23 protein-coding genes are annotated in these 25,452 nt (G+C 69.3%); 5 read left to right on the top strand and 18 right to left on the bottom strand.

Annotated features, from left to right (window positions below):
• Positions 1–50 precede the first annotated feature (50 nt).
• On the top strand, positions 51–452 hold the full coding sequence (locus tag EAO79_RS04050) for a RidA family protein (protein WP_124767879.1): 402 nt from the start codon (positions 51–53) through the stop codon (positions 450–452).
• A gap of 25 nt (positions 453–477) precedes the next feature.
• On the opposite strand, the gene EAO79_RS04045 is transcribed toward EAO79_RS04050, so the two are convergent.
• The 4 genes from EAO79_RS04045 to EAO79_RS04030 form a co-directional block, all read right to left on the bottom strand.
• Complete coding sequence (locus tag EAO79_RS04045) at positions 478–1,209, bottom strand: YoaK family protein (RefSeq protein ID WP_124767878.1); 732 nt, start codon at positions 1,207–1,209, stop codon at positions 478–480.
• Between the two features lie 78 nt (positions 1,210–1,287).
• Positions 1,288–2,256 carry an acetylxylan esterase gene (locus tag EAO79_RS04040; protein WP_124767877.1) on the bottom strand — a complete coding sequence of 323 codons (969 nt, stop codon included), beginning with the start codon at positions 2,254–2,256 and terminating at the stop codon, positions 1,288–1,290.
• 44 nt (positions 2,257–2,300) lie between these two features.
• Positions 2,301–3,083, bottom strand: coding sequence for an IclR family transcriptional regulator (locus EAO79_RS04035; RefSeq protein ID WP_124767876.1), 783 nt, complete (start codon positions 3,081–3,083; stop codon positions 2,301–2,303).
• Positions 3,084–3,136: 53 nt separating this feature from the next.
• Positions 3,137–5,485 (bottom strand): FAD-dependent oxidoreductase, encoded by a 2,349-nt coding sequence (locus EAO79_RS04030; RefSeq protein ID WP_124767875.1) that lies wholly within the window; start codon positions 5,483–5,485, stop codon positions 3,137–3,139.
• Positions 5,486–5,647: 162 nt separating this feature from the next.
• On the opposite strand from EAO79_RS04030, the gene EAO79_RS04025 reads away from it, so the two are divergent.
• A complete protein-coding gene (locus tag EAO79_RS04025; RefSeq protein ID WP_124767874.1) occupies positions 5,648–6,997 on the top strand; it encodes an MFS transporter in 1,350 nt (449 codons plus the stop codon).
• 66 nt (positions 6,998–7,063) lie between these two features.
• Here the strand turns inward: EAO79_RS04025 and EAO79_RS19300 are convergent, their stop codons facing one another.
• The 4 genes from EAO79_RS19300 to EAO79_RS04005 all read right to left on the bottom strand — a co-directional run bounded on the left by EAO79_RS19300 (position 7,064) and on the right by EAO79_RS04005 (position 9,478).
• On the bottom strand, positions 7,064–7,438 hold the full coding sequence (locus EAO79_RS19300) for a hypothetical protein (RefSeq protein ID WP_241160979.1): 375 nt from the start codon (positions 7,436–7,438) through the stop codon (positions 7,064–7,066).
• An 86-nt stretch (positions 7,439–7,524) separates the two neighbouring features.
• Positions 7,525–7,944, bottom strand: a complete 420-nt coding sequence (locus EAO79_RS04015; RefSeq protein ID WP_124767873.1) for a hypothetical protein — start codon at positions 7,942–7,944, stop codon at positions 7,525–7,527.
• A gap of 1 nt (position 7,945) precedes the next feature.
• A complete protein-coding gene (locus tag EAO79_RS04010; RefSeq protein WP_124767872.1) occupies positions 7,946–8,467 on the bottom strand; it encodes a GNAT family N-acetyltransferase in 522 nt (173 codons plus the stop codon).
• Between the two features lie 12 nt (positions 8,468–8,479).
• On the bottom strand, positions 8,480–9,478 hold the full coding sequence (locus EAO79_RS04005) for an acetylxylan esterase (RefSeq protein ID WP_124767871.1): 999 nt from the start codon (positions 9,476–9,478) through the stop codon (positions 8,480–8,482).
• A 95-nt stretch (positions 9,479–9,573) separates the two neighbouring features.
• On the opposite strand from EAO79_RS04005, the gene EAO79_RS04000 reads away from it, so the two are divergent.
• Complete coding sequence (locus EAO79_RS04000) at positions 9,574–10,395, top strand: DeoR/GlpR family DNA-binding transcription regulator (RefSeq protein ID WP_124767870.1); 822 nt, start codon at positions 9,574–9,576, stop codon at positions 10,393–10,395.
• Positions 10,396–10,456: 61 nt separating this feature from the next.
• Here EAO79_RS04000 and EAO79_RS03995 read toward each other — a convergent pair whose 3' ends face one another.
• The 5 genes from EAO79_RS03995 to EAO79_RS03975 form a co-directional block, all read right to left on the bottom strand.
• The gene (locus EAO79_RS03995; protein WP_124767869.1) at positions 10,457–11,350 is read right to left on the bottom strand and encodes a LacI family DNA-binding transcriptional regulator; all 894 of its coding nucleotides are present in this window, start codon (positions 11,348–11,350) and stop codon (positions 10,457–10,459) included.
• Positions 11,351–11,423: 73 nt separating this feature from the next.
• Positions 11,424–13,328, bottom strand: a complete 1,905-nt coding sequence (locus EAO79_RS03990) for a BNR-4 repeat-containing protein (protein WP_124767868.1) — start codon at positions 13,326–13,328, stop codon at positions 11,424–11,426.
• Positions 13,329–13,374: 46 nt separating this feature from the next.
• Positions 13,375–14,709, bottom strand: coding sequence for an ABC transporter substrate-binding protein (locus EAO79_RS03985; RefSeq protein WP_124767867.1), 1,335 nt, complete (start codon positions 14,707–14,709; stop codon positions 13,375–13,377).
• 95 nt (positions 14,710–14,804) lie between these two features.
• Positions 14,805–15,743, bottom strand: a complete 939-nt coding sequence (locus EAO79_RS03980) for a carbohydrate ABC transporter permease (protein ID WP_241160978.1) — start codon at positions 15,741–15,743, stop codon at positions 14,805–14,807.
• Positions 15,740–16,588 carry a carbohydrate ABC transporter permease gene (locus EAO79_RS03975; protein WP_124767866.1) on the bottom strand — a complete coding sequence of 283 codons (849 nt, stop codon included), beginning with the start codon at positions 16,586–16,588 and terminating at the stop codon, positions 15,740–15,742. The genes EAO79_RS03980 and EAO79_RS03975 overlap by 4 nt, the downstream gene beginning before the upstream one ends.
• Before the next feature lie 272 nt (positions 16,589–16,860).
• Between EAO79_RS03975 and EAO79_RS03970 the strand changes: the two genes are divergently transcribed.
• Both EAO79_RS03970 and EAO79_RS03965 read left to right on the top strand, forming a co-directional pair.
• Positions 16,861–17,400: a hypothetical protein gene (locus EAO79_RS03970; RefSeq protein ID WP_079704357.1), complete on the top strand. Its 540-nt coding sequence runs from the start codon at positions 16,861–16,863 to the stop codon at positions 17,398–17,400.
• Between the two features lie 180 nt (positions 17,401–17,580).
• The gene (locus EAO79_RS03965) at positions 17,581–17,982 is read left to right on the top strand and encodes a peptidoglycan-binding protein (RefSeq protein ID WP_124767865.1); all 402 of its coding nucleotides are present in this window, start codon (positions 17,581–17,583) and stop codon (positions 17,980–17,982) included.
• Between the two features lie 85 nt (positions 17,983–18,067).
• On the opposite strand, the gene EAO79_RS03960 is transcribed toward EAO79_RS03965, so the two are convergent.
• The 5 genes from EAO79_RS03960 to EAO79_RS03940 form a co-directional block, all read right to left on the bottom strand.
• On the bottom strand, positions 18,068–20,170 hold the full coding sequence (locus EAO79_RS03960; RefSeq protein ID WP_371413669.1) for an alpha-galactosidase: 2,103 nt from the start codon (positions 20,168–20,170) through the stop codon (positions 18,068–18,070).
• Between the two features lie 7 nt (positions 20,171–20,177).
• A complete protein-coding gene (locus tag EAO79_RS03955) occupies positions 20,178–21,500 on the bottom strand; it encodes an ABC transporter substrate-binding protein (RefSeq protein ID WP_124767864.1) in 1,323 nt (440 codons plus the stop codon).
• A 78-nt stretch (positions 21,501–21,578) separates the two neighbouring features.
• A complete protein-coding gene (locus EAO79_RS03950; RefSeq protein ID WP_079704354.1) occupies positions 21,579–22,448 on the bottom strand; it encodes a carbohydrate ABC transporter permease in 870 nt (289 codons plus the stop codon).
• Complete coding sequence (locus EAO79_RS03945; protein WP_079704353.1) at positions 22,445–23,389, bottom strand: carbohydrate ABC transporter permease; 945 nt, start codon at positions 23,387–23,389, stop codon at positions 22,445–22,447. The genes EAO79_RS03950 and EAO79_RS03945 overlap by 4 nt, the downstream gene beginning before the upstream one ends.
• Positions 23,386–25,395 (bottom strand): beta-galactosidase, encoded by a 2,010-nt coding sequence (locus tag EAO79_RS03940; RefSeq protein WP_124767863.1) that lies wholly within the window; start codon positions 25,393–25,395, stop codon positions 23,386–23,388. Before EAO79_RS03940 ends, EAO79_RS03945 begins: the two co-directional genes overlap by 4 nt.
• Positions 25,396–25,452: the final 57 nt, after the last annotated feature.

The raw sequence follows: 25,452 nt of genomic DNA, 5'->3' as shown, positions 1-25,452 counted from the left end.
GATGGATCGAGAGCGGTCGTACGATCGCGCCCGCACCACGAGAAGGAACCATGTCCGTCGTCACGCTGATCCGATCCGACGAGCTCTCCGACGCCGCGGAGTACGCCTACGCGTCATCCGTTCCGGCGAGCGCCCGGCTGTTGTTCCTGGCCGGATCCTGCCCGCTCAACGTCGACGGCTCGACCGCTGCCGTCGGGGACGTCGCCGGCCAGGCGGAGAAGTGCGTCGAGAACCTCGTCATCGCCCTCGAGGCCGCCGGTGCGACGCTCGGCGACGTGGCCAGTACCCGGGTGCTCGTCGCGTCGACGAAGCAGTCCGACCTCGTCACCGCATGGGAGGTCGTACGCGCCGCCTTCGGCGATCACGACGTGCCGTCGACGCTCCTCGGGGTCACCGTGCTCGGCTACGACGACCAGCTCGTCGAGATCGAGGCGACCGCCGCCGTAGCCTGACACCGATCGGTGCCGATGCTCGTCGTCAGTCGCTGGAGGCTGTCGGCGCGAGCCGGAGGAGGACCAGCCCGACGATCGACGGGAGGAGGGGCAGCGCCGCACCGAACACCGGGTCCACGCCGGTGAGGAGCGCGCCGCAGAGGGCGCCCACCACGAGCAGCACGATCGCGCCGATCCGGATGAGGTGGTGGTCGTGGACGCCGTCGGCGAGGCTCTGCATGAGACTCGTGAGGGTGCCGGTCACGAAGGTGGTGGTCACGCCTGAGCGTTCGATGCGACGGGCGACGACCGTCTGCCCCGCCATCGCGAGCGTGGAGAGCGCGATGAGGACACAGATCACGGGCGTCGTGCGCGTCTCGGGAGACACGATCCATCCGATGAGGACGCACGCCTGCGCGATCACCGCACCGCCGAGCACGAGGACGAGCCGGTGCTGCGGCGCCTCCGGGGTCGGTCTGTCAGCGGTGGCGACGAGCCTCGTGAAGCGGAAGGCGAGGAACGTCCCGACGGAGAACAGCAGCACGGCGACGGTCGCCCCGAGCAGCACCTCGCCGAAGTCGGGCCGGCTCGTGAGTCCGGCCAGCACGAAGTTGCCGGTCATGTTCGCGGTGAAGACGCCGCCGAGCTGCAGGAACGCGAAGGCGTCGGTCGCCCCGGCCGCGAACGACAGCACGAGCGCCATCGCCGCGATCATGCCGGCACGCGTCCGACGCCGGGTGGTCGTCAGGGTCGGGTCGGTGCCGCCGGTCTCAGTCACGTGCACATCGTCCCACGCCCGTTCGCCCACGTTCGGGCGAACGGGAGCCTGCTCGCCCGAAGATGGGCGAACGACGCGTCAGGCGAGGAGGTCCGCGAGGAAGCTCAGCTGAGCCTGCTGCTGCACCGGCCCGCCACCCTCGTGCCCGTTGTACGGATAGACGGCGATGTCCTTCTGCGTGCCCGCGTAGTGGTTGAACGCCGCGTACACCGTCGAGGGCGGACACACCGCGTCGCAGAGCGCGACGGAGAACAGCGCGGGGGCGGTCGCGCGGGCGGCGAAGTTCGTCGCGTCGAAGTACGAGAGCGTCCGGAACACCTCCTCCTCGTGGCCGCGTCGGCTGATGAGGTACGTCTTCAGCTCCGCGAAGGGGCTCGCGTCGGTGATCTGCAGGGCACGACGGAAGTGCGACAGGAACGGGACGTCGACGAGCGCCGCCGCGAGTCCCTCGCAGAGTCCGGCCGCGGCGAGCGCGATGCCGCCACCCTGGCTGCCACCGGCGACGACGACCCGGGCGGGGTCGACCTCCGGGAAGCTGCGCACCACGTCGACGGCGAGTGCCGCATCCGTGAAGACCCGACGGTAGTAGTAGGTCTCGGGGCTGCCGAGCCCGGCGCTCATCTTCCCGGCGACCTGCGGACCGCTCCCGAACGGGTCGGCCGTCGCGCCCGGCAGGTTCGCGCTCCCCTGGCCGCGCGTGTCCATGACGAACACCGCGTAGCCCGCGGACGGGTGCATCGTCCACTGGTGGGCGAGCCCACGACCGCCGCTGTAGCCGATGTAGTGCACGATGCACGGGAGCGGCTCGGTCGCGCCGGCCGGTCGGATGAACCACCCCTTGATCGGGTCGCCACCGAACCCGGAGAACGTGACGTCCTCGACGACGAGACCCGTCAGCTCAGGGTTGGATCGTTCACGCACCGTCGGCTGCGCGAGGGCGTGGGCTTCGGCGAGGGTGTCCGTCCAGAACGCGTCGAAGTCCGGCGCCTCCTCGCGGTCGGGCAGGTACTGCTGGAGCTGGGCGAGGGGCAGGTCGAATTGCGCCACGGGTCACCTTCGGTTCGTGAGATCGGATACGGGTGGGGAAGAGGTCAGGAGGAGGGGATCGCGGAGATGAGGCCGAGACCGACGCTGATGCGGTCGGCCACCTCGATGAGGTCCTCGGTGAGGACGTCGAGGTTGCGCTCTCGCATCAGGCTCAGCCGACCCGAGATGGAGATCGCCGCCACGACTCTGGCGTTCGCGTCGCGGATCGGCGCCGCGATCCCGAGACGACCCAACGCGAGCTCCTGGTCCTCCATGCAGACGCCGCGTTCCCGCGCCGTCGCGAGCTCGGCGGCAAGAGCCGCGTGCTCCGTGACGGTGTTGGCCGTGTAGCGCGGGAGCGGCTCATCTCCCAGCAGCGCACGGAGGCCGTCGGCGTCGAGGTCGAGGAGCAGACACTTGCCGAGCGCGGAAGCGTGCAACGGCTGGCGCAACCCGATCATCGAGTGCGACTTCGGGGCGAGGGCTCCCTCGAAGTGGCAGAGGTAGATGAGGCTCGAGCCGTCGAGCACGCCGACGTTCACGCTGAGGCCGATCCGCTGTGCGAGTTCCTGAGCGGGAGCACGCGACTCCCGGTGCACCGGGTTCTGGTTGAGCCCCTCGCTCGCCAGCGCCAGGATGGTCGCGCCGATGGCGTAGGACGGACTGTCGGGCGCCTTCGTCACATAGCCGAGCTCCTCGAGCGTGCCGAGGAGGCGTGCGGTCGTCGAGGTGCCGAGACCGGTCGCACGGGCGATGTCGGAGGCCCGCAACGGTCCGGTGGTCGATGCGCCGAGAACGGCGAGCACGGATGCTGCACGGCCGATGCCCTGCTGGATCTCACCTGCCACGGGTCCTCCACGGTGTCGGTGTCGGTTCGGATGTCCGGCCTCGGAGGCCGTGTTCAGCGTAGCGGTCGGGCTCGGCGCGGCCGGGTGGTGCGCCCGCTCGGCTGCTCGAAGAGCTTCACACTCGCGACGCTCACGTAGGGCGACCCGTTCGTGGCCGTGACGACGACACGGAGGGCGTCGACCCGCACGGGTTCGACGTCGTGGATCCGATGCCGGTGCCGGTTCCCCTCGACCTCGACCAACACCGTCCACGTCCCCTCAGGAGCACCCGCCGGTCGTGCCTCGAGGCGGTACGCGGCGACGAGCTCCGGCACCGCCTCGAAGTCCGTGCGGTGGTGGTGCAGGTTGATGAGGTCCACGTCGACGTCGTCGTTGAACACGATCCGGACGGACGCGACATCGACCGGCTCATCCCAGTGCAGGGTGAGGACCTCGGGCTCGGTGATCAGGTCGCGGTTGTCCTGGAGCCGCGCCGAGGACCACAGGTGCGGTCCGCCGTAGGGGCGCTGGTACCCGTCGACGATCCGCTCAGGCCGGTACGCCGTGGTCTCCCCGCCGACGGTCAGCGCGACGCTCCGGCCGCGGAGCTTCCGAGCGTTCCAGTCGAGGATCGCCTGGTCCTGCTCCTCGGGGATGTGGTCGTCGAACACCTCGTCGGTCGCGTGCTTGGCCGTCAGGATGAGGAGCCCGTAAGGGTGGCCCTCGGTGAGGAGCAGGCTGACGTCCGGGTTGGCGCGGACGACGAGCACGGCGTTCTGCTCGATCTCGGGCGTCCATCCGAAGCGGACGGTGGCGGGCACGCCCACCCCGGCGGTGACGTCGGCCGTGCCGTCGAGGAGGTGCTCGACGGGGACGGCGTTCTGCCGCTTGCCCGCGCTCCACAGTTCGACCCGGAGGGTGGTGTCGCTCGCGGCGTCGACGAGCAGGGTTATCCGGTCGAGTGTCGGGGCGACGGGCACGAGGATCGCGACGTCGCGGTCGAGGGCGAACCGCTCGCCGGAGCCGAGGTGCTCCAGCGTGGAGATGGTGTCGAGCGCGCTCGAAGCGGAGACCGTCGCCCGCCCGGCCAGATCGTCGGGGTCGTCCGTGGTGATGCCGATGACCGGGGCGTCCTCGCGCAGGAGCGTGCGCTGCAGGAGCGGGAGCGCCTGCCCGGCGAGCTCCCGCGGCGTCAGTCCATGGCGGGCGATGAGCGCCGCGGCCGTCCCCACCGCCTGACCCTGCGTCGCGCAGGTCGCCATGACGCGGGTGGACCCGAACGCGACGTGGGAGGCGGAGATGTTGCGTCCGGCGAACAGCAGGTTGTCGACGTCGTGCGAGTACAGGCTGCGGAAGGGGATCCCGTAGGTGCCGTTGCTGAACCGCTGCTGCGCGCCGGCGGTCTCGGCGTAGACGCCCTCAACCGGGTGCAGGTCGATCGACCAGCCACCGAAGGCGACCGTGTCCTCGAAGTCGACCTGGTCGAGCAGGTCGTTCTGCGTGAGGGTGTGGTCACCCAGCAGCCGCCGGTACTCGCGCTTCCCCGGGATCGATCCGACCCACTCGAGCGTCAGGGTGTCGGCGTCGAACTCGCCGGAGTTCTTGATGTAGTCCCAGATCCCGAAGACGACGCTCCACAGCTCGTCGCGGATCTGCTCGTTCTCGGCGACGGTGTCGAGCTCGCCGCCCCACTCGATCCACCAGTAGTTGCAGCCGTTGTCGCCGGTCCGGATGATCCGGTTGGTGAGGATCGGGGTGTCGCGGATGTCGCGCGCGATGTCGGGGGCGACGAACCGCTCGGGGCGTCCCGTGTCCTTCGTGTAGAAGAAGATCGAACTGCCGAGGAGCTCGTCGTCCGCGACCTCGGGCGCCCACGGCTCGCCGAGCTCAGCGCGGCCCTCGCGCCCGATGCGGGAAGTCGCGCCCGCGAGATGCCCCACCAGCCCGTCTCCGGTGCAGTCGATGAAGACGGGTGCGACGAACTCCGTCTCGATCTCGCTGCCCATCGTCCATCCGGTGACGGACGCGATCCTCGGTGTCGGCGACACCACGCCCTCAGCGCCCTCCGCCATCGTGACGATGCGGACGTCGGTGTTGAGGTGCAGCTGCAGGTTCGGCTCGGCCCGTACGAGGTCGAGGACCGTCTGGTCCCAGTAGAACGGGTTGCCCTCCGGGTTGCGGTACTGGTTCTCGAGGAAGAGCTCCCCCATGATGCCGGTCTCCCGCGCGAACCGCTGGTGCCCGTGCGCGGTCGCTCCGACGACCCACACCCGCACCTCGCTCGACGAGTTGCCACCGAGCACCGGCCGGTTCGTGACGAGCGAGACCCGGGAGCCGAGACGGGCGGCCGCGACGGCGGCCGAGACCCCCGCGAGACCACCGCCGATGACGACGACGTCGGCGGACTGGGTGCGGTGCTGCATGGGAGACACTCCTTCGTGATGCGTGATCCTGGAAGCCTTCGGACACGTGTCGACCACCGGACGGTTGCCACGCTACCATTCAGCGGTACGACTTTCCCATTCAGTGGGTAAGATTCTTCGGCAGGTGAACCTCGAAGCACCCCGACAACGATGTGAGGACCGATGGACGAGAGCAGGACCCAGGCCACAGCCCTGGCCGAAGCCGCCGCGCACAGTGCGCAGACCCCCTACGACGACGCTGAGCGATCACGCCGGATGCGGAAGGTCATCTGGGCCGCGGGGGCCGGACACTTCGTCGAATGGTTCGACTTCGGTCTGTACGGCACGCTCGCGACGGTCATCAGCCTCAACTTCTTCCAGCAGGGCAACACGCAGGCGGCCCTCCTGTCCGCGTTCGCGGTGTTCGGCGCCGGCTTCGTGATGCGCCCCCTCGGTGGCCTCTTCTGGGGCTCGCTCGGCGACCGCATCGGGCGCAAGACGGTCCTCGCGACGGTGATCCTCGTGACCTCCGGGGCGACGGTCGTGATGGGTCTGCTACCGACGTTCGACCTCATCGGCCTCTGGGCGCCGATCCTGCTCGTCATCGTGCGGCTCGTGCAGGGCTTCGCCGCCGGCGGCGAGAGCTCCGGCGCCACGACGCTCCTCGCCGAGTACGCCCCGTCCAACCGACGCGGCTTCGTGACGAGCTTCATCGACGTGTTCGGCTTCGCGGCCTTCGTGGTCGGGGCAGGTCTCGTCCTCCTCTTCACCTCCACACTCGGCACGGACGCCCTCAACGAGTGGGGTTGGCGCGCCCTCTTCTTCCTCGCCCTGCCACTCGGCCTCGCCGGCCTCTACCTGCGGAACAAGCTCGAGGACACCCCGGAGTTCCAGGCGATCCAAGCGAAGGGGGCCGTCTCGAAGTCACCGCTGCGCACGTCGTTGCGGACCTCGTGGAAGGCGCTGCTCTTCTGCGTCGGCTTCGTCGTGATCAAGGCGGTCGGCCACTGGATCCTGCAGACCTTCATGCCGTCGTACCTGCAGACCGACCTCGGCTACTCGCAGCCGCTCAGCTACGGGGTCACGGTGCTCGGGCTGCTCGCGATCGCGATCCTCGTACCCTTCATGGGCCTGCTGAGCGACCGCATCGGACGGAAGCCCGTGATGATCGCCGGTTGCGTCGGGTTCCTGGTGTTGACGTATCCGACGCTCATGCTCATGAGTGCGGGCAACTTCGCCGCCGCTGCTGTCGCGATGGTGATCCTCGGCGTCTTCATGGCGGCGTACGACGGTGCGTCGAGTGCTGCGATGGCCGAGCTGTTCCCGACCAGTATCCGTTACGGCTCGATGGCGATCGCGTACAACCTGTCGGTCGCCGTGTTCGGTGGGATCACACCCTACTTCGCGACGTTCCTGATCGCCTCGACGGGCAACCGGTTCGCGCCCGCGTTCTACGTGATGGCGGCGGCGCTCATCACGTTGATCGTCGTGCTGCGGGCCCGCGAGACGGCCAAGCTGCCGCTCCCGCGCTGAGCGGACCCGAACGAACGCCGGCGTCGACCCGAGGGGTCGACGCCGGCGTCGTCGTTCAGGGACGACTCAGCGGGTGAAGTCGCGCAGGTCGAGGTCAGGGTCTTCGAGCACGTCCGTGGTCTCGATGGAGTCGCGCGGCTCGTAGGCCGTCGTTGACGGGCGGATGTCGTCGAGGTAGCCCTGCAGGCGGTCTCGTCCCTCACTGAAGTCGGGGACCTCGTCGGTCCAGCTGTGGGGCACCGAGAGGACGTCGTTGCCGAGGCCGATGACGAGCTGCGCGGACGCCGGCCCGTCCTCATCGCCGTCGGACTCGACCACGATCGGGATGGTGACGGCCTCGGCACGGCCGCGCTTGGCCAGTTCCGCCGTCAGTTCGACCAGGAGCTGCGCGACCTCGTCGGTCGTCACGACGTTCTCGCCGGCATAGGTAATGCATCGCATGGATCAACCCTGCCGGACGGATGCTGCGAACCAGGGCCCCTTGACAGGCACCCGGGCGAGATGACTAGGCGTCCTAGCGATCGCGCTCAGCGCGTCGTGTTCCGGCGGCGCCGCGACCGCCACGCGCGCCAGGCACCGGTGGACCACAGGGCCCAGAGGACGAGGACGGGCTGGAAGACCAGGCGGACGGCACGGGCGATGTCGCTGTCCAACCCGAAGGCGTCGGTTCCGCGGACGAACTGCTCGAGGTTGCCGGGGAAGACGGCGACGAAGAAGGCGGCGACGATCCAGCCGACGGCGACGCGGTACCGGGCGAGCAGGATCAGCGAGAGGCCGAGCAGGATCTCGACGACTCCCGACGCAACGACGACCACGTCGACCGGCAGGGGCAACCACTGCGGCGCCTGGGCGACGAACGACTGCCGCGCGAAGGTGAGGTGGCCGACGCCGGCGAAGGTGAGGACGGCTCCGAGGAGCCAGCGGGCGAGTGTGCGGACGAACTCCATGTCAGCTCACGGCCGTCACGGCGTACTTGAAGCCGCGGTGCGAGCCGACGAAGCCGAGGCGTTCGTAGAAGCGGTGGGCGTCGACCCGGGCCTCGTCGGAGGTCAACTGCACGATCGACGAACCGGTCGTCGGAGCGGCGATGTCCGTCACCCAGCGCATCATGGCCGTTCCGACGCCGCCGGATCGCAGGCTCGAGGACACACGCACCGCTTCGACCAGCAGCCGTGTCGAGCCGCGACGGGCCATCCCGGGGATGCGGGTCAGCTGCATCGTCGCGATGACGGCGTCCGCCGCGTCGACGACCAGCAGGATCTCGTTCGCCGGATCGTCGATGAGGTCCGCGAGCGCACGCTCGTAGGCGGGGAGGTCGCTCTCCTGGGCCTGGTCACCACGGGACGCGCTGATCGGGTCGTCTGCGAGGAGCGCCATCAGCGCATCGAGGTCGGCGAGGGTGGCCCGGCGCAGCAGTAGCTCCTGTCCTGGCGTGGTGAGGGTGGCGGGGAGCGTGAGCGCAGCGATCATCCGTCCACCCTCTCACCTCTCGATCGTCGATCCGTCCACCGCCCGCGCGACCGACCGGAGTGCGTGCGCCCTCGTCGCCGCGTACGACTCCTCCAGCACGGCTTCGAGCCCCGGGTACTCGGTGTGCCCGGCGGGGAGGACACTCAGCTCGAGGTCCTCGAGCGCGTTGGCTACGGCGAACTGCCCGGGTGGTGGCACGTGTCCGTCCCAGAGCGCGGCCTCCACCCGCACCGGCACGTGGACGAACCCCGCGGCCGTCGACGCGTCGAAGAACCGCAGAACCTCGCGCGCCTCGGGGTGCTCGGCGACGTGGTGTCGCACCCGCTCCCCGCTCCCCTCGCACGGCAGGCGCAGGCGCACGTCGTACTGACCGAAGCTCGGCACCACGAGCGTCGCTCCGACGAAGCGGTCGTCCCACGGCAGGGCGAGCGCGCCGATCCCACCGCCGAAGCTCTCACCGACGAAGTAGAGCGGGAGCGGTCCGACGACGTCGAGCAGCGCCGACGCCGCGTGCCAGAGGTCGACGGCACAGCGGCCGAGCGCGTACCGCTCGACGCTGTCGATGCCGAACAGGACGTGTCCGTCCTCCGGCGTCGGTGCCCCGAGTCCGGTGTTGAAGACGCCCTGACCGCGGGCGATCGGGAAGATGACGGCGGCGTCGTCCGGGACGCGGGACCAATCTGGTGCGTCCCGTCCGCCGTAGCCGTGCCCGTGCACCATCCCGAAGCGCGCCTGCCCGTCCGCCGGCGTCGCGAGCCATCCACGCAGGCGGAGGCCGTCGGCGACCGTGTGCTCGACGACGAAGACCTCGTGCGCACCCTGCCGGCCGATCGGGGTCAGGACCGGATCCGGGGACACCTCGCGTGCCGCCGCGTACCACCCGCGCCACAGCTCCTCGAATCCAGCCGGCGGCACGACCGGTTCGACCGCCAGGAGCCCCTCGAGGTCGTAGCCGTAGGTGCCGTCGCGCACCTCGTCGCCGAACCAGTCCCGATGTCGTCCCTCACGCATGCGTTGTCCGCCTCCGTCTCGTCGTCGTGGATCGCCGGTGCCGAGGTTCGCCGTGCGCGCGTGCCAGACTGGCAACCGGGTCGAAGGAGGACGCTGTGCTCGGTGCGGAACGCAGATCGCAGATCATGTCGGAGGTGCGCCGCAACGGTGCGGCGAGCGTCGTCGACCTCGCGACCGCACTCGGCGTCAGCGAGATGACCGTGCGACGTGACATCGAGCAACTCGCGACGGAGGGCCTCGTCGACCGCGTCCGTGGTGGCGCCACCACGCCCAGACTGCCCGACCGTGCCGAGCTGGGCTTTCCCAACCAGGCACGCCGACTGCTCGCCGAGAAGCGCGCCATCGCCCGACGCGCGGCCATCCTCGTCGAGCCCGGCATGTCGGTCGGCCTGTCCGGCGGGACCACCACCTGGGCCCTCGCGCAGGAGCTGCGAGCCATCCCGGAGCTCACCATCGTCACGAACTCCCTCCCGGTGGCCGACGTGTTCGCGCGGCCCGACCGCGCCGACGAGCCGTACACCCAGACGGTCGTGCTGACCGGCGGCGTCCGTACCCCCTCGGACGCCCTGGTCGGCCCGGTCGCCGTGCGCGCGATCGAGTCCCTGCACTGCGACGTCGTCTTCCTCGGCGTCCGCGGGATCGACCTGCAGGCGGGGCTGACGACCTCGAACCTCCTCGAGGCCGAGACCAACCGGGCGTTCGTCGGCGCCGGGCGTCGCTCCGTGGTCCTCGCCGACCACTCGAAGTGGGGCGCCGTCGGACTGACGACGATCGTCGACCTCCGCGAGGTGGACCACCTCGTGATGGACGACGACGTGGCCGAGGACGTCGAGACCACGCTCCGCGCGCAGTTCGGCGAGGTCTGGCTCGCGCCGGTCGCTTCCGCTTCCGCCGACGACGACCGCATGGACGCCTGACCGCGACACCTCCAGCACCCCGCGCCAGCGGAACGCCGGCCTGTCCTCCCGTTCACGGACCTCAGCGCGCCGTGCTGTCCCGCACGACGATCCGTGCGTCGACGACCACGTGCCGGACCGGCGTGTCGGCTCCGGGCGGGGCGGCGATCTGGCGTTCGAGCTCGGTGAAGGCCGCGCGCACGATCGCGTCGTAGTCGGGAGCGACCGTCGTGAGCGACGGGGTCGAGAACTGGGCGGCGTGGACGTCGTCGATGCCGATCACCGCGACCTCCTCGGGCACCCGTCGGCCGGCTTCGTGGAGGGCCGCGAGCACGCCGAAGGCGATCGAGTCGTTGGAGCAGACGACGCCGTCGAGCTCGACGCCCTCGGCGGTCATCCGACGCATCACGCGACGTCCCTCTTCGGGGGTGAACGCGTCGACGTGCCCGATCAGCGACGGCTCCTGCGCGAGCTCGAGCCGCGCGACCACATCCCGATACCCGGCGTACCGCTGATCCGCCGCGTCGGACGGACGTTCGTCCCTGGGCCCGATGAACGCGATACGGGAGCAGCCGGCCTCGGCGAGGTGCGTCGTCGCGGCGTCGGCGGCCGCCCGGTTGTCGATCGAGATGTGCGTGAACGGGCTGACCTGGATGTGCTCGCCGAGGAGCACCAGGGGCCCCGGGGAGGTCCGCCGCGTGAGGTCGCCGACCGTCAGCGAGCGGGGGATGTGGATGAGTCCGTCCGTGAGCGGCAGGCCCACCCCGTTGGCGATGTCGACCTCGCGGTCGTGGTCGCCCTCCGTGTGCTGGATGAGGATCGACAGTCCACGCTCGTCGGCGCCGCGGACGAGGAGCGTCGTGAGCTCCGCGAAGTACGGTTCGTCGAGGTTCGGGACGGCGAGCGCCACCATGCCCGTGCGCGAACGGCGCGGTACCGGTGCCGACCGCTGAGAGCCGAAGGCGGCGTCCGACATGGTGCTGCTCCTCACTGCTGACCGGGTGGATCCCGGCCGCTCAGGACCGTTGCGGTCCCGACTGAGCACAACGCTATCCCGGGACATCGTCGTTCCTCGCGGATTCGGTGGCCGGTGCCGCGATCGCCTCGATCTCGAAGACCCGCGCGACGTCGGTCGCCGAGGCGGACGGGTCGGTGATGAGGAGGCGCACCGCGTCGGCCACGAGTCCGTCCACGGACGCGGTGACGGTGCCTGCGGTGTTGTCGTCGAACCGTCCGACCTCGACCCAGGCACCGCCCGTCCGGACCTCGATCGTGAAGTCACGGAGCACCGAATCGGTCGAGGCTCCCCCGGCGTAGCCGCTCTTGACCCTGACCTCGGCGAGCGCCGTCGGGGTCTGCCAGGTGGCCGTGATCGTGGGTGCAGTGTCGCCGACCGCGGAGATCCAGCGACTCGCGTCCGTGCACACGCCGTCGACGGCGAGCGCCCCGCCGGTGTCGGCGCGGAGCGCGGAGGAGGCCGTCACGGTGGCTCCGAGCGCCACGTTCGTCCCGCCGAGCTCGCCTCTGAGCCCGGACACGATGTCCGCGAGCGTCGTGCCACCGGTCTCCGCGGACGTGCCGCGGGGGATCGAGGCCCAGCGCAGGGTTCCGCGGGTGGTCTCGCTGACCGGTGCCGTCAGATACAGGACGTCCGTCCCGCTCGCGGTCTCCGCTCGCAGCCGCTGCGGGCCAGCCGCCGGATCACCCACCGCACGAGCCGCCCAGCCCGAGCCGGCTCCCCCGCGCTCGAGTCGGACCACCTGGCTGCGGTTCTCGCCGCACACCTGCACGGCGAGGACCGCGTACACGCGGTCGACACCACCGGCGCTCGTCGCATCGATGCCGGCGACCGTCGAGACGCCCGAACCGAGCGCGGAGACGTCGATGAGTGACTCGTCGCTCCAGGCGCCGCCGTCCCACGAGGTGTATCGCACGTCGTACGCGGTCTGATCGGCTTCGACGAACCGGTAGACGATCCCCGCGAGCTCCGTGCCGTCGAGGGCGAGCTTCGCGGTCTGCAGCGCCGGCGTGTAGCTGCCGATGGCCTCACCGGCACCGAAGGGGCGCCAGACGACGGATCCCGGGGTGGTCGGGGTGATCGGTCCGGTGAGCGCGGTCCCCGCGACGTCGGCGAAGGAACCGTCGGACGGGTCGTACGTCGCGTACGAGCCGAGGTGCCGCGCCGGGTCCGCCGGGAATGGGCCCCATTCCCACAGCACGTGGACGCGGCCGTCGGCGTCGACCTCGAGGTCGTCGGGGTAGAAGGAGTAGCCGGTCGCCGCGGCGACCACCGCCTCACGTTCCCAGACACCGCTGTCGAGGTCGTACCGGTAGAGCCGACCCTCCCGCCGCCCCTGCGTGTCCGTCCCGACGCGCACGAGCACCCAGGCGTCGCCGTCCGGCCCGCGCGCCGTCACCGGATAGGTGATCGCCGCGTCGAGGTCCGGCATGGACGACGTCGCCTCGACGAGCGAGGTGACGTCGCCGGGTGCACTGGATCGGAACACGTTCCACTGCTCGTTGTGCATCGACACGAAGGCGTGGATGATGCCGTCGCCGTCGACCACGATCGACGGCTGGTTGTGGCCGTTGTCGTCGGTGAAGGTCACGCAGGCACCGCCGGCCGTCGAGCGCAGGCACCCTTCGGTCCACGTCCCGTCCGCGCCCCGCGAGGCCAGGTGGACCTCGTGCTTGGACGCGGTGGACGCCGGCGCGTTGAAGGCGAAGTAGGAGACACCGTCGACGACGTCGAGCGGTCGCCACCAGCCGGCCTGGTTCGACGTGTCGACGGTGACGGGCACGGTCTCGACCGTGTCGGTCACCGCACTCCCGCCCTCGTCGCTCCGCACCGGTCCTCCGGGGGCGGCGACCGCCGGCGCCGTCACCCCCAGCGCGAGGACCGTGAGCGCGGCCGCGGCGAGCGCGCGGACGGTGTTCGATGGGCTGCGTCGCATGGTTCCCCCGGTGCCGGTCACAGTCGTCCGATCGTCGATCCGCGGCTCAGCCGACGAGCTTCTGCGCGGCCGCCCCGGCGGCCTTCATGGCTTCGGCCGGTTGCTCCTGGCCGACGAGGACCGCCTGCACCTTCTCCGCGATCTTCGTCTCGATCTGCGAGTACTGGACGAACTTCCAGAACGGGTTGGTCGAGCTCGTCTTGGTGATGCGGTCGCTGAAGTTCGTGGCGAACGAGTCGTTCTTCACGGCGTCGGAGTTGAGCGCGTCCTCGGTCGCCGGCGGCAGACCACGGGCGGCGAAGTCCTCGAGCACGGTCTCCGGGTCGGACGTCACCCACTGGGCGAAGTCCGCTGCGGTGCCGGCGGCCGGACCGTCGACGACGGCGAGCGCCCCGCCCCACACGAGCGCACGCGGCGTGTCACCCTGCTTGAGGACCGGCCGGGAGACCGGCTGCAGCTTGCTCGCGAAGTCGGGGTCGGGCGATTCGCCGGTCACGGCGCTCCGTCCGACGATCGCGTCGTCGTAGATCGCGGTGCGTCCCTGCGCGAACAGCGAGCGGGCGTCGAAGCGGTCGACGTCTGCTGCGATGAGGCCCTGGTCGTACAGGCTCTTGTACCAGGTGACCGCCTCGATGCTCGCGTCGTCGCCGATCGTGACGGTGTCCCCGTCGACCAGCGGGCTGCCGAAGGTCTGCATCCAGATGAGGATGTCCTTCAGCTGCGCGGCCTTCGTCGACGCCGCGTAGGGGATCATGCCGTTGCCGAGGCCCTTGAGCTGCTTGAGCGAGCCCTCGAACTCGTCGATCGTCGTGGGGAACTCGCCGATGCCGGCCTGGTCGAGGATCGCCTGGTTGGTGACGAGGCCGATCGCGCCGATCGTCCACGGGAGTCCGTACTGCACGCCGTCGAACGACGCGGCCGTGAGTCCCGCCTTCGTGTAGCCACGTCCTTCGGTCAACCCGGACACGTCCTGCAGCTTGCCGAGGCTCGCGAGCGAACCGAGCCAGGCGACGTCGACGTGGGCGACGCCGGAGAACTGCCCGCCGCGCACCTGCAGCATGAGCTGGTTGATGTACTCGTTGTAGGGGAAGGACACCTCGCCGACGTCGATCTTGGCCTTGCCCTCGTACTTCTGCAGGAGGCTCTGGATGGCCGGTGCCGAGGCCTTCTCGGTGAGCGACCAGCTCGCGAAGTCGAAGTCGGTCGCGGTTCCGCCGGCGGTCGCCTTCGGGATGGAGCCGGCTCCTGGGGCGCCTCCGGTCGGGGCGCACCCTGCGAGGGTGGCCGCGGCGACGCCGATGCCGAGGAACTGCAGGGCGCGGCGGCGGGTGATGACGGTCTGCTGTGCGGCGGTGGCGAAGGACGGGGTGATGTGGGACATGGCTCCTCCTCGAGCGTGATCCTGGTGGGACGTGTCTGGGTTGGTGGAACGGATTGTGGGGAGGCCCGGCGGCGGGCCGGTTCGGGGTGCTGCGCTCAGCCCTTCACGGCACCGGCGGTCAGTCCGCCGACGAGGTGACGCTGCAGGGCCATGAACGCGATCGCCACGGGTAGGGAGACGACGAGCGATGCGGCCATGAGCTCGGGCCAGGCCGTGGCGGCCTCGCCGACGAAGGTGTTCACGAGGCCGGGCGGGAGCGTCTGCTTGTCGGGACCCGCCAGGGTGAGCGCGAAGATGAAGTCGTTCCACCCGCGGACGAAGGCGAACAGGCCCGCGGCGACCAGGCCGGGTGCGGACAGCGGCAGCACGATGGAGTGGATGATCCGCAGTCGAGACGCCCCGTCGACGCGAGCCGCCTCGATGAGTTCGTCCGGGATCGTGTCGAAGAAGCCCTTCAGCATCCAGACGCACAGCGGCAGGGTGAACGTCGTGAACGAGAGCACCAGCGCCGCATAGGTGTTCAGGAGTCCGTAGGCGCTGAACACCGAGTACAGGGTGATCAGCAGCAACGCCTGCGGGAACATCTGCGAGGCGAGCACGAAGTACATGAGGGATCGACGGCCGCGGTAGCGGAACTTCGAGAACGAGTACCCCATGTAGGCCGAGACGATCACGGACAGCAGGGCGGTGATGACGGACACGATGATGCTGTTCCGCAGGTAGCCGAACAGGTCCGGGTTCGATGCGAGGGCGGTGTAGGCCTCGAAGCTGATCTCCGTGGGGAAGAGCTTCGGTGGGTACGAGAAGACCTGGGCCCGTGGGGTCAGCGAGGTCGCCAGCAACCAGTAGACCGGCAGCAGCCCGAAGCCGCCGCAGACGATCACCGCGACCCAGGCGCTGATCCGCACCGCCCGGCTCTCGGATCGGAAGAGCGACGGACGACGCCGGAGCGTGCCGAGCTCAGTGGCGGCGAACGGGGGCTGCGGGTCCGGCGTGGTGTCCTGCGGCGCAGGGGGTGCGGTGGAGACGCTCATTTCTGCTCGCCTTTCTCCGAGAATCGGACGTAGACGACGACGAGCGCCATCAGGAGGATGAGCCAGAGCAGCCCGAGGGCGCCCGCGTGGCCGAGGTCGAACCCGCGGAAGGCGGTCTCGTACACGGCGGTGGCGAAGGTCTGGGTGCTCCCAGCCGGACCGCCGCCCGTCAGAACGTAGATGATGTCGAAGTGCTGGAAGTTCCAGATGAACTCGAGCAGCAGGACGAGGCCGATGATGCCCTTCAGCTGCGGGACCGTGATCGAGAAGAAGCGTCGGATGGTCCCTGCGCCGTCCATCTCGGCCGCCTCATGGAGTTCCTGTGGCACGGTCTGCAGGCCGGCGAGGAGCATCACCATGATCCACGGGAAGGACTGCCAGGTCTTGGCGACGATCACGGCGAACATCGCCGTCTGCGGTTGGGCGAGCCAGGCCTGCGCGTCGACCCCGAACAGGCCGAGGACGGCGTTCGCCACCCCGTAGTTCGCGTTGAAGATCCACATCCAGAGGAACGACACCACGACGCCCGGCACGAGCCACGGGATCAGCATGAGTCCGCGCAGCATCTTGGCACCGCGGATGCGCGTGTTGAGTGCGAGGGCGAGCGCGAAGCCGATGATGAAGGGGGCGATGGTCGTCCCGAGGGTGAAGACCATGGTCTGCCCGAGCAGCTTGAGGAAGTCACCCTGGAGCACGTCGATGATGTTCTGGAGTCCGACGAACTCGCGTCCGGGGACGACCAGGCTCTGCTTGAAGAACGCCGTGACGAGCGCGGTCAGCAGCGGATAGGCGACGACCGCCACCAGGAGCGCGAGCCCCGGGAGGACGAGGACGAACGCGAACATCCCGTCCGGCATCCGTCTTGGTTTGTCCGAAACTGTATCTAACTGTGAAGTCGTCATACTCACATCCTTGTGAGGAGCATTCCGCTGCACGCGGGGCTTCCTGGGGCGGCGGCGCTCTTATCAGCGGCCAAGTGTTGTTCAGCATGCCCGGTGTCCGCGTGACAGGTCAACGCGCGGTGGTCACGGTTCCGTAACGGACTGTTCATACTTGATTGAAACTGTCTCTTCACAGCGTCCGTCCGCTGCCGGAGTGGACATGGGAGAGTTGATGGGTGAACTACGACCTCAGCGCTCCTGCCCGTCGCGACATCAAAGGCCTCACGGCTGCCATCGAGTCGGCCGAGGATGCTGCTTCACTGCAAGCGCGTCTGAGCGTGCCCCGCTACGGCGTGTTCGACCTCGCAGGCCGGGCCCGCCGCTCGCCGATCATCGGCGGACTCCTCCTGGCCGGCACGGCACTCGATCAGAACGGCAAGCCGACGAAGCCGCTGCAGGTGCTCGAGTCGATCCCTGAGCTCGACCCCGTCGACCCTGATCCCGGCGCCGTCGTCGCGCAGCTCGCCGAGCTCTCACACGGCGACCTCGTCACGGTGCGGTTCTCCGATGGCGCTTACGGCGACTTCGGAGTGACCGGCATCGCCGTCTGGTCAGTCCCCGGCACCACCTTCCTCGTGGGCGGCTGGCTCATCGGTTCCGCGGGGGCGCCCGCGCCCAGGGTCACCGAGCTCGTCCGTCTCGCACCCGTCGGCGACCACCCCTGGCCCGTCCCGGCCCAGATCACCGTCGTCGGCGAGGACATCGGCATCGACTGACCGCGCTTCGTTCGCCCATCTTTGGGCGAACGAACAAACATTCGCCCGAAGATGGGCGAACGAACAGCACGCCGATCTCCTCGCGGACTGAACCTCGGCATGGGCACCACTCCCCATTCACCGCTCGAGACGCTCGACCTACGCTCGTGATGTCCGAGCAGTCGAACGAGAGGAAGTCTCATGACCAGACGAACGATGCGCAGCAGGATCGCCCTCGCGGGGGCCGCCCTCGGCCTTGCCATCGCCGGCTCCGTCGGCGGCGTGGCGACCGCCGCACCGGCCCAAGCCGCCGGCCAGTGCGTCGACTACCAGTACTCCGCCGGTGGCGACGGGAGTTGCGTCGCCAACATCCAGACGCTCCTCAACGCCTTCAAGGTCGGCGGCCCGCAGCTGGAGGTCGACGGTCAGTTCGGCGAGCAGACCCGGGCGGCCGTCGTCGCCTTCCAGACGTACTGGGGCATGCAGGTCGACGGCGTCGTGGGCGCCGAGACCTGGAACATCCTCTGCGGGCCGCAGATGGGCCCCGGCCCGATCTCGTGGTACCCGTACGACGCGGCTCGCGCCTCCGGCTGCAACATCTGACCGGACCCGCACGACGACACTCCCTCGCCCGTGTTCGGGCGAGGGAGTTCTCGTTCGCTCGGGAACGGGCGGACGAACGCGGCGGTCACTCCATGTCGAGGGTGAAGAGCTGCGCCTGCTCGGGAGCGAGGAGCGGCATCGCGATCCCGACCTCGGCCAGCGCGCGGCCGGTGAGCACGACCGAGCCCTCGGTCAGCCACACCGGCGGCACGTCCTGGATCGACCGGGCGGGCGCGCCGAGGTCGAGCGGGCGGACCCGATAGCGACGCTCGGGATCGAGGCCGGGCACGCGAAGTGGCGCGGGGATCGCCGTCAGCGGTGCGGCGAGCGCCACCTGCGCGACGATCGCGGACGAGCGGTCCTGGGCGATCACCCCGTGCGCATGCAGTGCCAGGTCGGCGCTGTCCATGCGGACGACCTCGCCCGCGTGCAGCAGCGAGCGGAGGCGTTTGTAGTGCGCGATCCATGCCGCGATCAGCTCGAGTTCCGACTCGCTCGCCTCGTTGAGGTTCCACTCGATGCCAGCGCTCCCGAAGAGGGCTGTGGCCAGGCGGAACGCGAGGTCCGAGGTGCGCCAGGTGGTGTGCGAGCGCGCCGCACCGAGGTGACCGCCGAGATACTCCGGTGGGATCACGAGCCCCGTATAGCGCTGGATCGACTGCCGCTCGAGCGGGTCGTTCGTGTCGCTCGTCCACACCCGCTCGACCCGTTCGAGGATGCCGAGGTCGATCCTCGCGCCACCTGACGCGCACGACTCGATGTCGACACCGGGATGCAGGGCACGCACCTCGTCGAGCAGTCGGTAGAGCGCCGTCGTCTGCCGGTGCGCCGAGCCGCCGAGGAGGTCGCGGTTGTGGTCCCACTTGAGGAACGCGATGTCGTACTCGGTCAGCAACGCGTCGAGTCGGCCGAGGAGGTAGGCGAAGGCGTCCGGGTTGTCCAGGTCGAGCACCCGTTGGAAGCGCCAGCTCGGAGCGTCCGGATGCCCGAGGACCCAATCGGGATGCGTGCGCGCGAGCTCCGAGTCGGGGTTGACCATCTCCGGCTCGACCCACAGTCCGAAGTCCATGCCGGCACCGGTCACCGCGTCGATGAGTGGCGACAGCCCGCCCGCCCAGCGTTCCGGGTCGACGAACCAGTCGCCCAGCGCACGGCGGTCGTCCGTGCGACCGGTGAACCAGCCGTCGTCGAGGACGAACCGTTCGACACCGACGCGCTTCGCCTGCTCGACGAGGGTGAGCAGTGTCGGCAGGTCGTGGTCGAAGTACACGGCCTCCCAGGTGTTCAGCACCACCGGGCGGGGCTTCGTGATCGTGCTCCACGAGCGGATCCAGGGGTGCAGTCGCGCGGAGACGCCGTCGAGACCCGCGTCGGAGTAGACGGCGACCGTCCACGGCGACTCGTAGGTCTCCCCCGGCGCTAGCGTGACTTCGCCGGGCGCGAGGAGTTCACCGGAGCCGGTGACCACGGGGCCGAGTGGCGAGCGCTCGCTCCAGATCACCTTGTCGCCGCTCCACGCGAGGTGCGTCGCCCACACCTCGCCGCTGCGGAAGTCGAAGCCTGGTGCGCCCGTGACGGACAGGAACGCGTCGTCGTGACCGGGTCGTCCGTGACGGTGCTCGCGCGTCCAGGCACCCTGCCCGAGGCGGTGGCGCTGCGGCGTGCGCTCGTGCGTCCAGAGACCGGTGAAGTCGAGGAGTTCGGTGGCGCGGTCGGGAACCGGGAGCACAACGGCGAGGGCGTCGACGGCGAGTGGTCGGTCGACCTCGGCGTCGTTCCGCACGGTGTGCCGGACGCGAAGCACGCCCTGGGGGGTCAACTCGATCGTCGAGACGATCGTCACCGCGGCACGCTCGTCGGACGTCGTCAGGACCAGCGAGGTGTCGGTGGCCTGCTGGTCGATCAGCCGCAGCGCGAGCAGGTTCGACGCATCGGTTCCGCCCGGCCGGTGCACGCCGACACCCGGGCGGCCGCTCCAACCGTCGAACACGGTGGGCAGGAGGCTGAGGCGCGGCGGGGCGTCGATGGAGGAGGGCGGGATCGCCGGCGTCAGCCCGTCGGCGAGGGCGATGAGGGAGTCGGCGGCGAGTTCGCCGACATCGGCTCCCCAGTGGAGGATGGTGGGCACCTTCGTGCCGCGGGCGTCGACGATCAGGCTGACGCCCGCGGCACGAAGGTGGTGGATCACTGTTCTGTTACTCCTTGACGGGGATGGACTGCGCCTTCAGGGCGTCGATCGTCGCGGACTGGCCCTTGGTGAGGGCGTCGAGCAGGGTTCCGTCACCGGAGACCGCAGCCTTGAAACCGTCGGACACTTCGTTGTACGTCTGCGTCATCGTCGGACCCCAGGCGAAGTCCTCAGACACCTCGGAGGAAGCCTCCGCGAAGACATCGTAGATCGGCTGGCCGCCGTAGAAGTCGACGCCCTCCTTGAGGACGGGCAGGTTCAGGCCCTCCTTCGTCGCCGGGTAGATGTTGGCGCTCTTGTTGAGCATGGTGAGCGCCTCATCGGAGGTGTTCAGCCACAGCGCGAACTTCGACGCCTCATAGGGGTGCTTGGAACCGGTGAAGACGGCGGTCGAGGAACCGCCCCAGTTGCCGGCCGCGGAGTCGCCGGCCTCCCACTGCGGAGCCTTCGCGACGGCCCACTTGCCGGCGGTGTCGGGAGCACCCGACGCGATGGAGTTCGCGCCCCAGACGGCGGAGTTCCAGGTCCAGGCGGCGCTGGAGTTGTAGGCGTTGTCCCACTCGGTCGTCCAGGTGGGGACGGTCGAGACGAGGTCCTCGTCGATCAGGTCCTGCCAGTAGTCGGCGACCTTCTTGGAGGCGGGGTCGGTCAGGTCGACGGTCCAGTCGGAGCCGTCGTTGTTGAACCAGCTGCCGCCGGCCTGCCAGACGAAGCCGGCGAACTGGTTGATGTCGCCCTGCGAGAAGTTCGTGATGTACGCACCGGTGGCGCGGACCTTCTTGGCGGCCTCCTTGTACTCGGCCCACGTCGTCGGGATGGCGATCCCGTTCTGCTCGAACAGGTCGGCGCGGTAGAACATGGCCATCGGGCCGGAGTCCTGCGGGACGGCGTAGACCGAGTCGGACTCACCGAGCGAGACCTGACCCCAGGTCCAGTCGACGAAGTCGTCCTTGGCGGCCATGACGTCGTCGCACACACCGAGGTCCATGAGGCCGTTCTGCACGCGGAAGTTCGGCAGGGCGTCGTACTCGATCTGGCCGAGGTCGGGGGCGTTGCCGGCCTTCAGCTGGTTGAAGAAGTTCTGGTAGGTACCGCTGTTGCCGTTCGGGCCGGTCTGGACCTTGACCTGGATGTCGGGGTTCTCCTTGTTCCAGACGTCGACGACCTCTTCGATGCCGGGGATCCAGGAGGTGAAGCTGAGGTCGACCTTGCCCTCGGCCGGGGCGCAGGAGGCAGCAGCACTGCCGCCCTCCGACCCGGTGGAGGAGCAGCCGCTCAGGACGACGGCCGACAGCACCGCTGCGGCGACCGCTGTTCTCTTGAGGTTCATAGCGAATCCGTTCTTCTGTGAATGGTGCGGGATGGGTGTTGGTGCGGGATGGAGAGGAGTGTCAGCTCGTCGGTCCGACTACTTCACGGCGCCGGCACCGAGGCCGGAGCGCCAGAACCGCTGGAGCAGGAGGAAGGTGATGACGAGCGGGATGATCGACAGGAATGCGCCGACGAGGACGTAGAGGCGCAGTTCGGGGATCTGGTTGACCTGCGAGTTCCAGGAGTAGAGCCCGAGGGTGACCGGGAACAGGGCTTCGTCGCGCAGCATGATGAGCGGCAGGAAGAAGTTGTTCCAGATGGCGACGAACTGGAAGAGGAACACGGTGACGAGCGCCGGGAACATGAGTCGCACGGAGATGGTGAAGAAGGTCCGGATCTCACCGGCGCCGTCGAGACGCGAGGCCTCGAGGAGTTCCTCGGGCACGCTCGACGCCGCGAAGATCCGCGTCAGGTAGACACCGAAGGGGCTCACCAACGAGGGCAGGAAGACCGCCCAGAACGTGTTCGTGAGGCCCACCTGGCTGAAGATGAGGAACAGCGGGAGCGCGAGCGCGGTCGCGGGGACGAGCACACCGCCGAGGACGACGTTGAAGATCAGGTCGCGTCCCGGGAACCGGTACTTCGCGAGGGCGTAGCCGCACATGGCCGCGAAGAGCGTGCCGAGCAGTGCGCCGAGGCCGGCGTACAGGACCGAGTTCAGCATCCACTTGAGGTAGACGCCGTCGCGGTAGGCGACGAGCTGGCCGATGTTCTCGAACAGGTTGAAGTCCGCGAACCAGAGCGGAGCCGAGTTGCCGAACTGCGCTGACGACTTCGTCGAGGCGATGAACAGCCACCAGATGGGGATGAGGAAGTAGAGCGTGAAGACGAGCATCACGATGAGCGCGCCGGCGCGCGACAGGCGGCTCTCCTGCGGGCCGCGGCCGGTGGACAGGATGGCGGTCATTTGCCTTCCTTTCGCTGCGTGAACTTCAGGAACCCGAAGGAGAGGACGAAGGTCGCCAACGCGAGCACGACCGAGAAGGCGGCTGCGAGGTTCACGTTCGGGATGGACGAGGTGGTGTAGACGGTGAGGTTCGGGGTGAAGGTGCTGCTGACGGCCGAGCTGAAGGTGCGGAACACCTGCGGCTCGGCGAGGAGCTGCAGCGTGCCGATGATCGAGAAGATCGCCGTGAGTACGATCGCCGGCATCACGAGCGGGATCTTGATCGACCAGGCGATGCGCGCCTGACCGGCGCCGTCGAGCCGGGCGGCCTCGTAGATCTCGGTGGGGATGGAGAGCAACGAGGAGTAGATGATGAGCATGTTGTAGCCGACGAACACCCAGGTGACGACGTTCGCGATGGCCCAGAGCACGAGATCGGCCGAGAGGAAGTCCACGCTCTGCGTGACCGCGGTGAACGGCGACAGGTTCGGCGAGTAGAGGAAGCCCCACATGATGGCGGCGATCACGCCGGGCACCGCGTACGGGACGAAGAACGCGAGGCGGAAGAACCGTTTGCCCCGCAGGAGCGGCGAGTCGAGCAGCAGTGCGAAGAGGAGCGCGAGCCCGAGCATCACCGGCACCTGGACGACGCCGAACAGGAGCACCCGTCCGACGGACTGCCAGAACGGGCCGTTCTGGAAGACCTGCACGTACTGCGCCAGTCCGCCGAACACCTCCCGGGCCTGACCGAAGGTGCCGTCACGCTCGATCACGAGCAGCGACTGGTAGACCGCGTACCCGATCGGCACGAGGTAGAACAGCGCGAACAGCACGGCGAACGGGACGATGAAGATGGCGATCGCCCGCTTGTGCTGCACCACCGCCTTCGGCAGCTTGGCCGCCCTCGGCGGGCGGACGGGCCGTGGCGACGTCGCCTCGGCCGTCTCGATGTTGACGCTCATCGCGTGCGGTCCTCTCTGATGACGCGCACGGCGCCGGCTGGCACGCGTGCGATGGAGTCGACGGGTTCGCCGGTGACGAGCTCGCGCCCGCGGGCCGGCAGCTCGACGTCGTTCGTCGAGTGGTTGATGAGGAAGAGGTAGCTCCGTCCCTCATCGGCGCGGCGGACGACCTCGAGGCCCGGCTGGTCCGGATCACCCTGTGGCAGCGCCCCGGCCCCCGCGGCTGCGTCGCGGAGCACCTCGTCGAGTGCGCCGGCGTCCAGGTTCGTCGCGAGGTACCAGGCGTCGCCGCCGCCCGCGATGCGGTTGCGCGTGATGGCCGGGCGACCGGTCGACGGGCCGTCGGCGAAGGAGTCGACGACCTCGGCTCCTCGGGCGCGAGTCCGCTCGGACCATGCTGTCGCGCTCCGGCCCGACGCGAGCGTCAGCACCTGGCCGGGGAGGACGGGGGCGAACTCCTCGACGTTGACGCCGAGCAGCTCGCGGAACGCACCGGGGTAGCCGCCGGGGCGGACCCGGTCCTCCTCGTCGGCGATCCCGCTGAAGAAGGTGACGACGGCGTGCCCACCGGCTGCGACGAAGTCCGAGACGACCGCGGCCTCGCTGTCGCGCACCAGGTACAGGTTCGGGACGACGACGAGCCGGTAGGCGGAGAGGTCGGCGCCCGGACGCACGACGTCGACGGTGTGACCCAGACGACGCAGCGACGCGTGGACCGCGTGGACCTGCGAGAGGTGGTCGATCGCGTGGGTCGGGCGGCTCTCGCCGTCGGCGGCCCACCAGTTCTCCCAGGAGAAGAGGAGGGCGACATCGGCCTGGACGCGCGTGCCGGTGATCTCGTCGAGTCGGTCGAGCGTGCCACCCAGCTCGACGACCTCGCGCCACACGTCGGAGTCGGTGCCCGCGTGCGGCAGCAGGGCCGAGTGGAACTTCTCCGAGCCCTGCAGCGACGCACGCCACTGGAAGAAGCAGATCGCCTCCGCGCCCTTCGCGACGTGCGTGAGGGAGTTCCGGGTCATCTCGCCCGGTGCTTTCGCGAGGTTCTGCGGCTGCCAGTTGACCGCACCGGTGGACTGCTCCATGAGCAACCACGCACCGCCACTCGCGAGACCGCGCGTGAGGTCGCTTGCGAACGCGAGTTCGGCCGTGGGGTCCGCGAGGCGGTTGTCGAGGTAGTGGTCGTTGGCGACGACGTCCATCTCGGGCGCCCACTGCCAGTAGTCGAGGTTCCGGATGTGCGCGGTGACCATGAAGTTGGTCGTGACGGGTACGGAGCTGTGGCGGCGCAGGACCTCGAGCTCGGCCCGGTAGTAGCCGAGGAGCTCGTCGGAGGAGAAGCGGTGGAAGTCGATGACCTGGCTCGGGTTCCGGCTCGACAGGGTCAGGCGCGGCGGCAGGATCTCGGCGAAGTCGCTGTACTGCTGACTCCAGAACGACGTGCCCCACGCGGTGTTCAGACGCTCGATCGTCTCGTAGCGGGCGCGGAGCCAGCCCCGGAAGGCCTCGGCACTCTCGTCGTCGTAGCAGAGCGCGTTGTGGCAGCCGAGTTCGTTCGACACGTGCCAGAGCTCGACGGCGGGGTGCGCGCCGTAACGGACGGCGACGCGCTCGACGAGTTCGAGGGCGTAGCGACGGAAGACCGCGGACGACGGACACCAGGCCTGGCGACCGCCGGGGAAGCGCGTCGTCCCGTCCTCGGTCTCGGGGAGGATCTCCGGGTGCCGGAACGTCAGCCACGGTGGGGCCGATGCGGTGCCGGTCCCGAGGTTGACCCGGATACCGGCCTCGTGGAGCAGGTCGAGGATCTCGTCGAGCCCGGCGAAGTCGAACTCCCCCGGCCGTGGCTCGAGGTGCGACCAGCCGAAGATGTTGAGGGCGACGAGGTCGACGCCCGCCTCCTGCATGAGCGCGACATCTTCGCGCCAGACGGACCGATCCCACTGCTCGGGGTTGTAGTCGCAGCCGTAGGCGATGCCGTCGTGGCTGAACGTGGGGGTCGTGCTCATGGTGCCTTCCGCGATCTGTGAACGTGCACAGATCGAAGAGCGACAACTCCACGTTGA

Origin of the sequence: Plantibacter sp. PA-3-X8, assembly GCF_003856975.1 — a bacterium.
Lineage (GTDB): Bacteria > Actinomycetota > Actinomycetes > Actinomycetales > Microbacteriaceae > Plantibacter > Plantibacter auratus.
The sequence above is the reverse complement of the archived record's forward strand: the minus strand, read 5'-3'. Positions and strand labels throughout refer to the sequence as shown.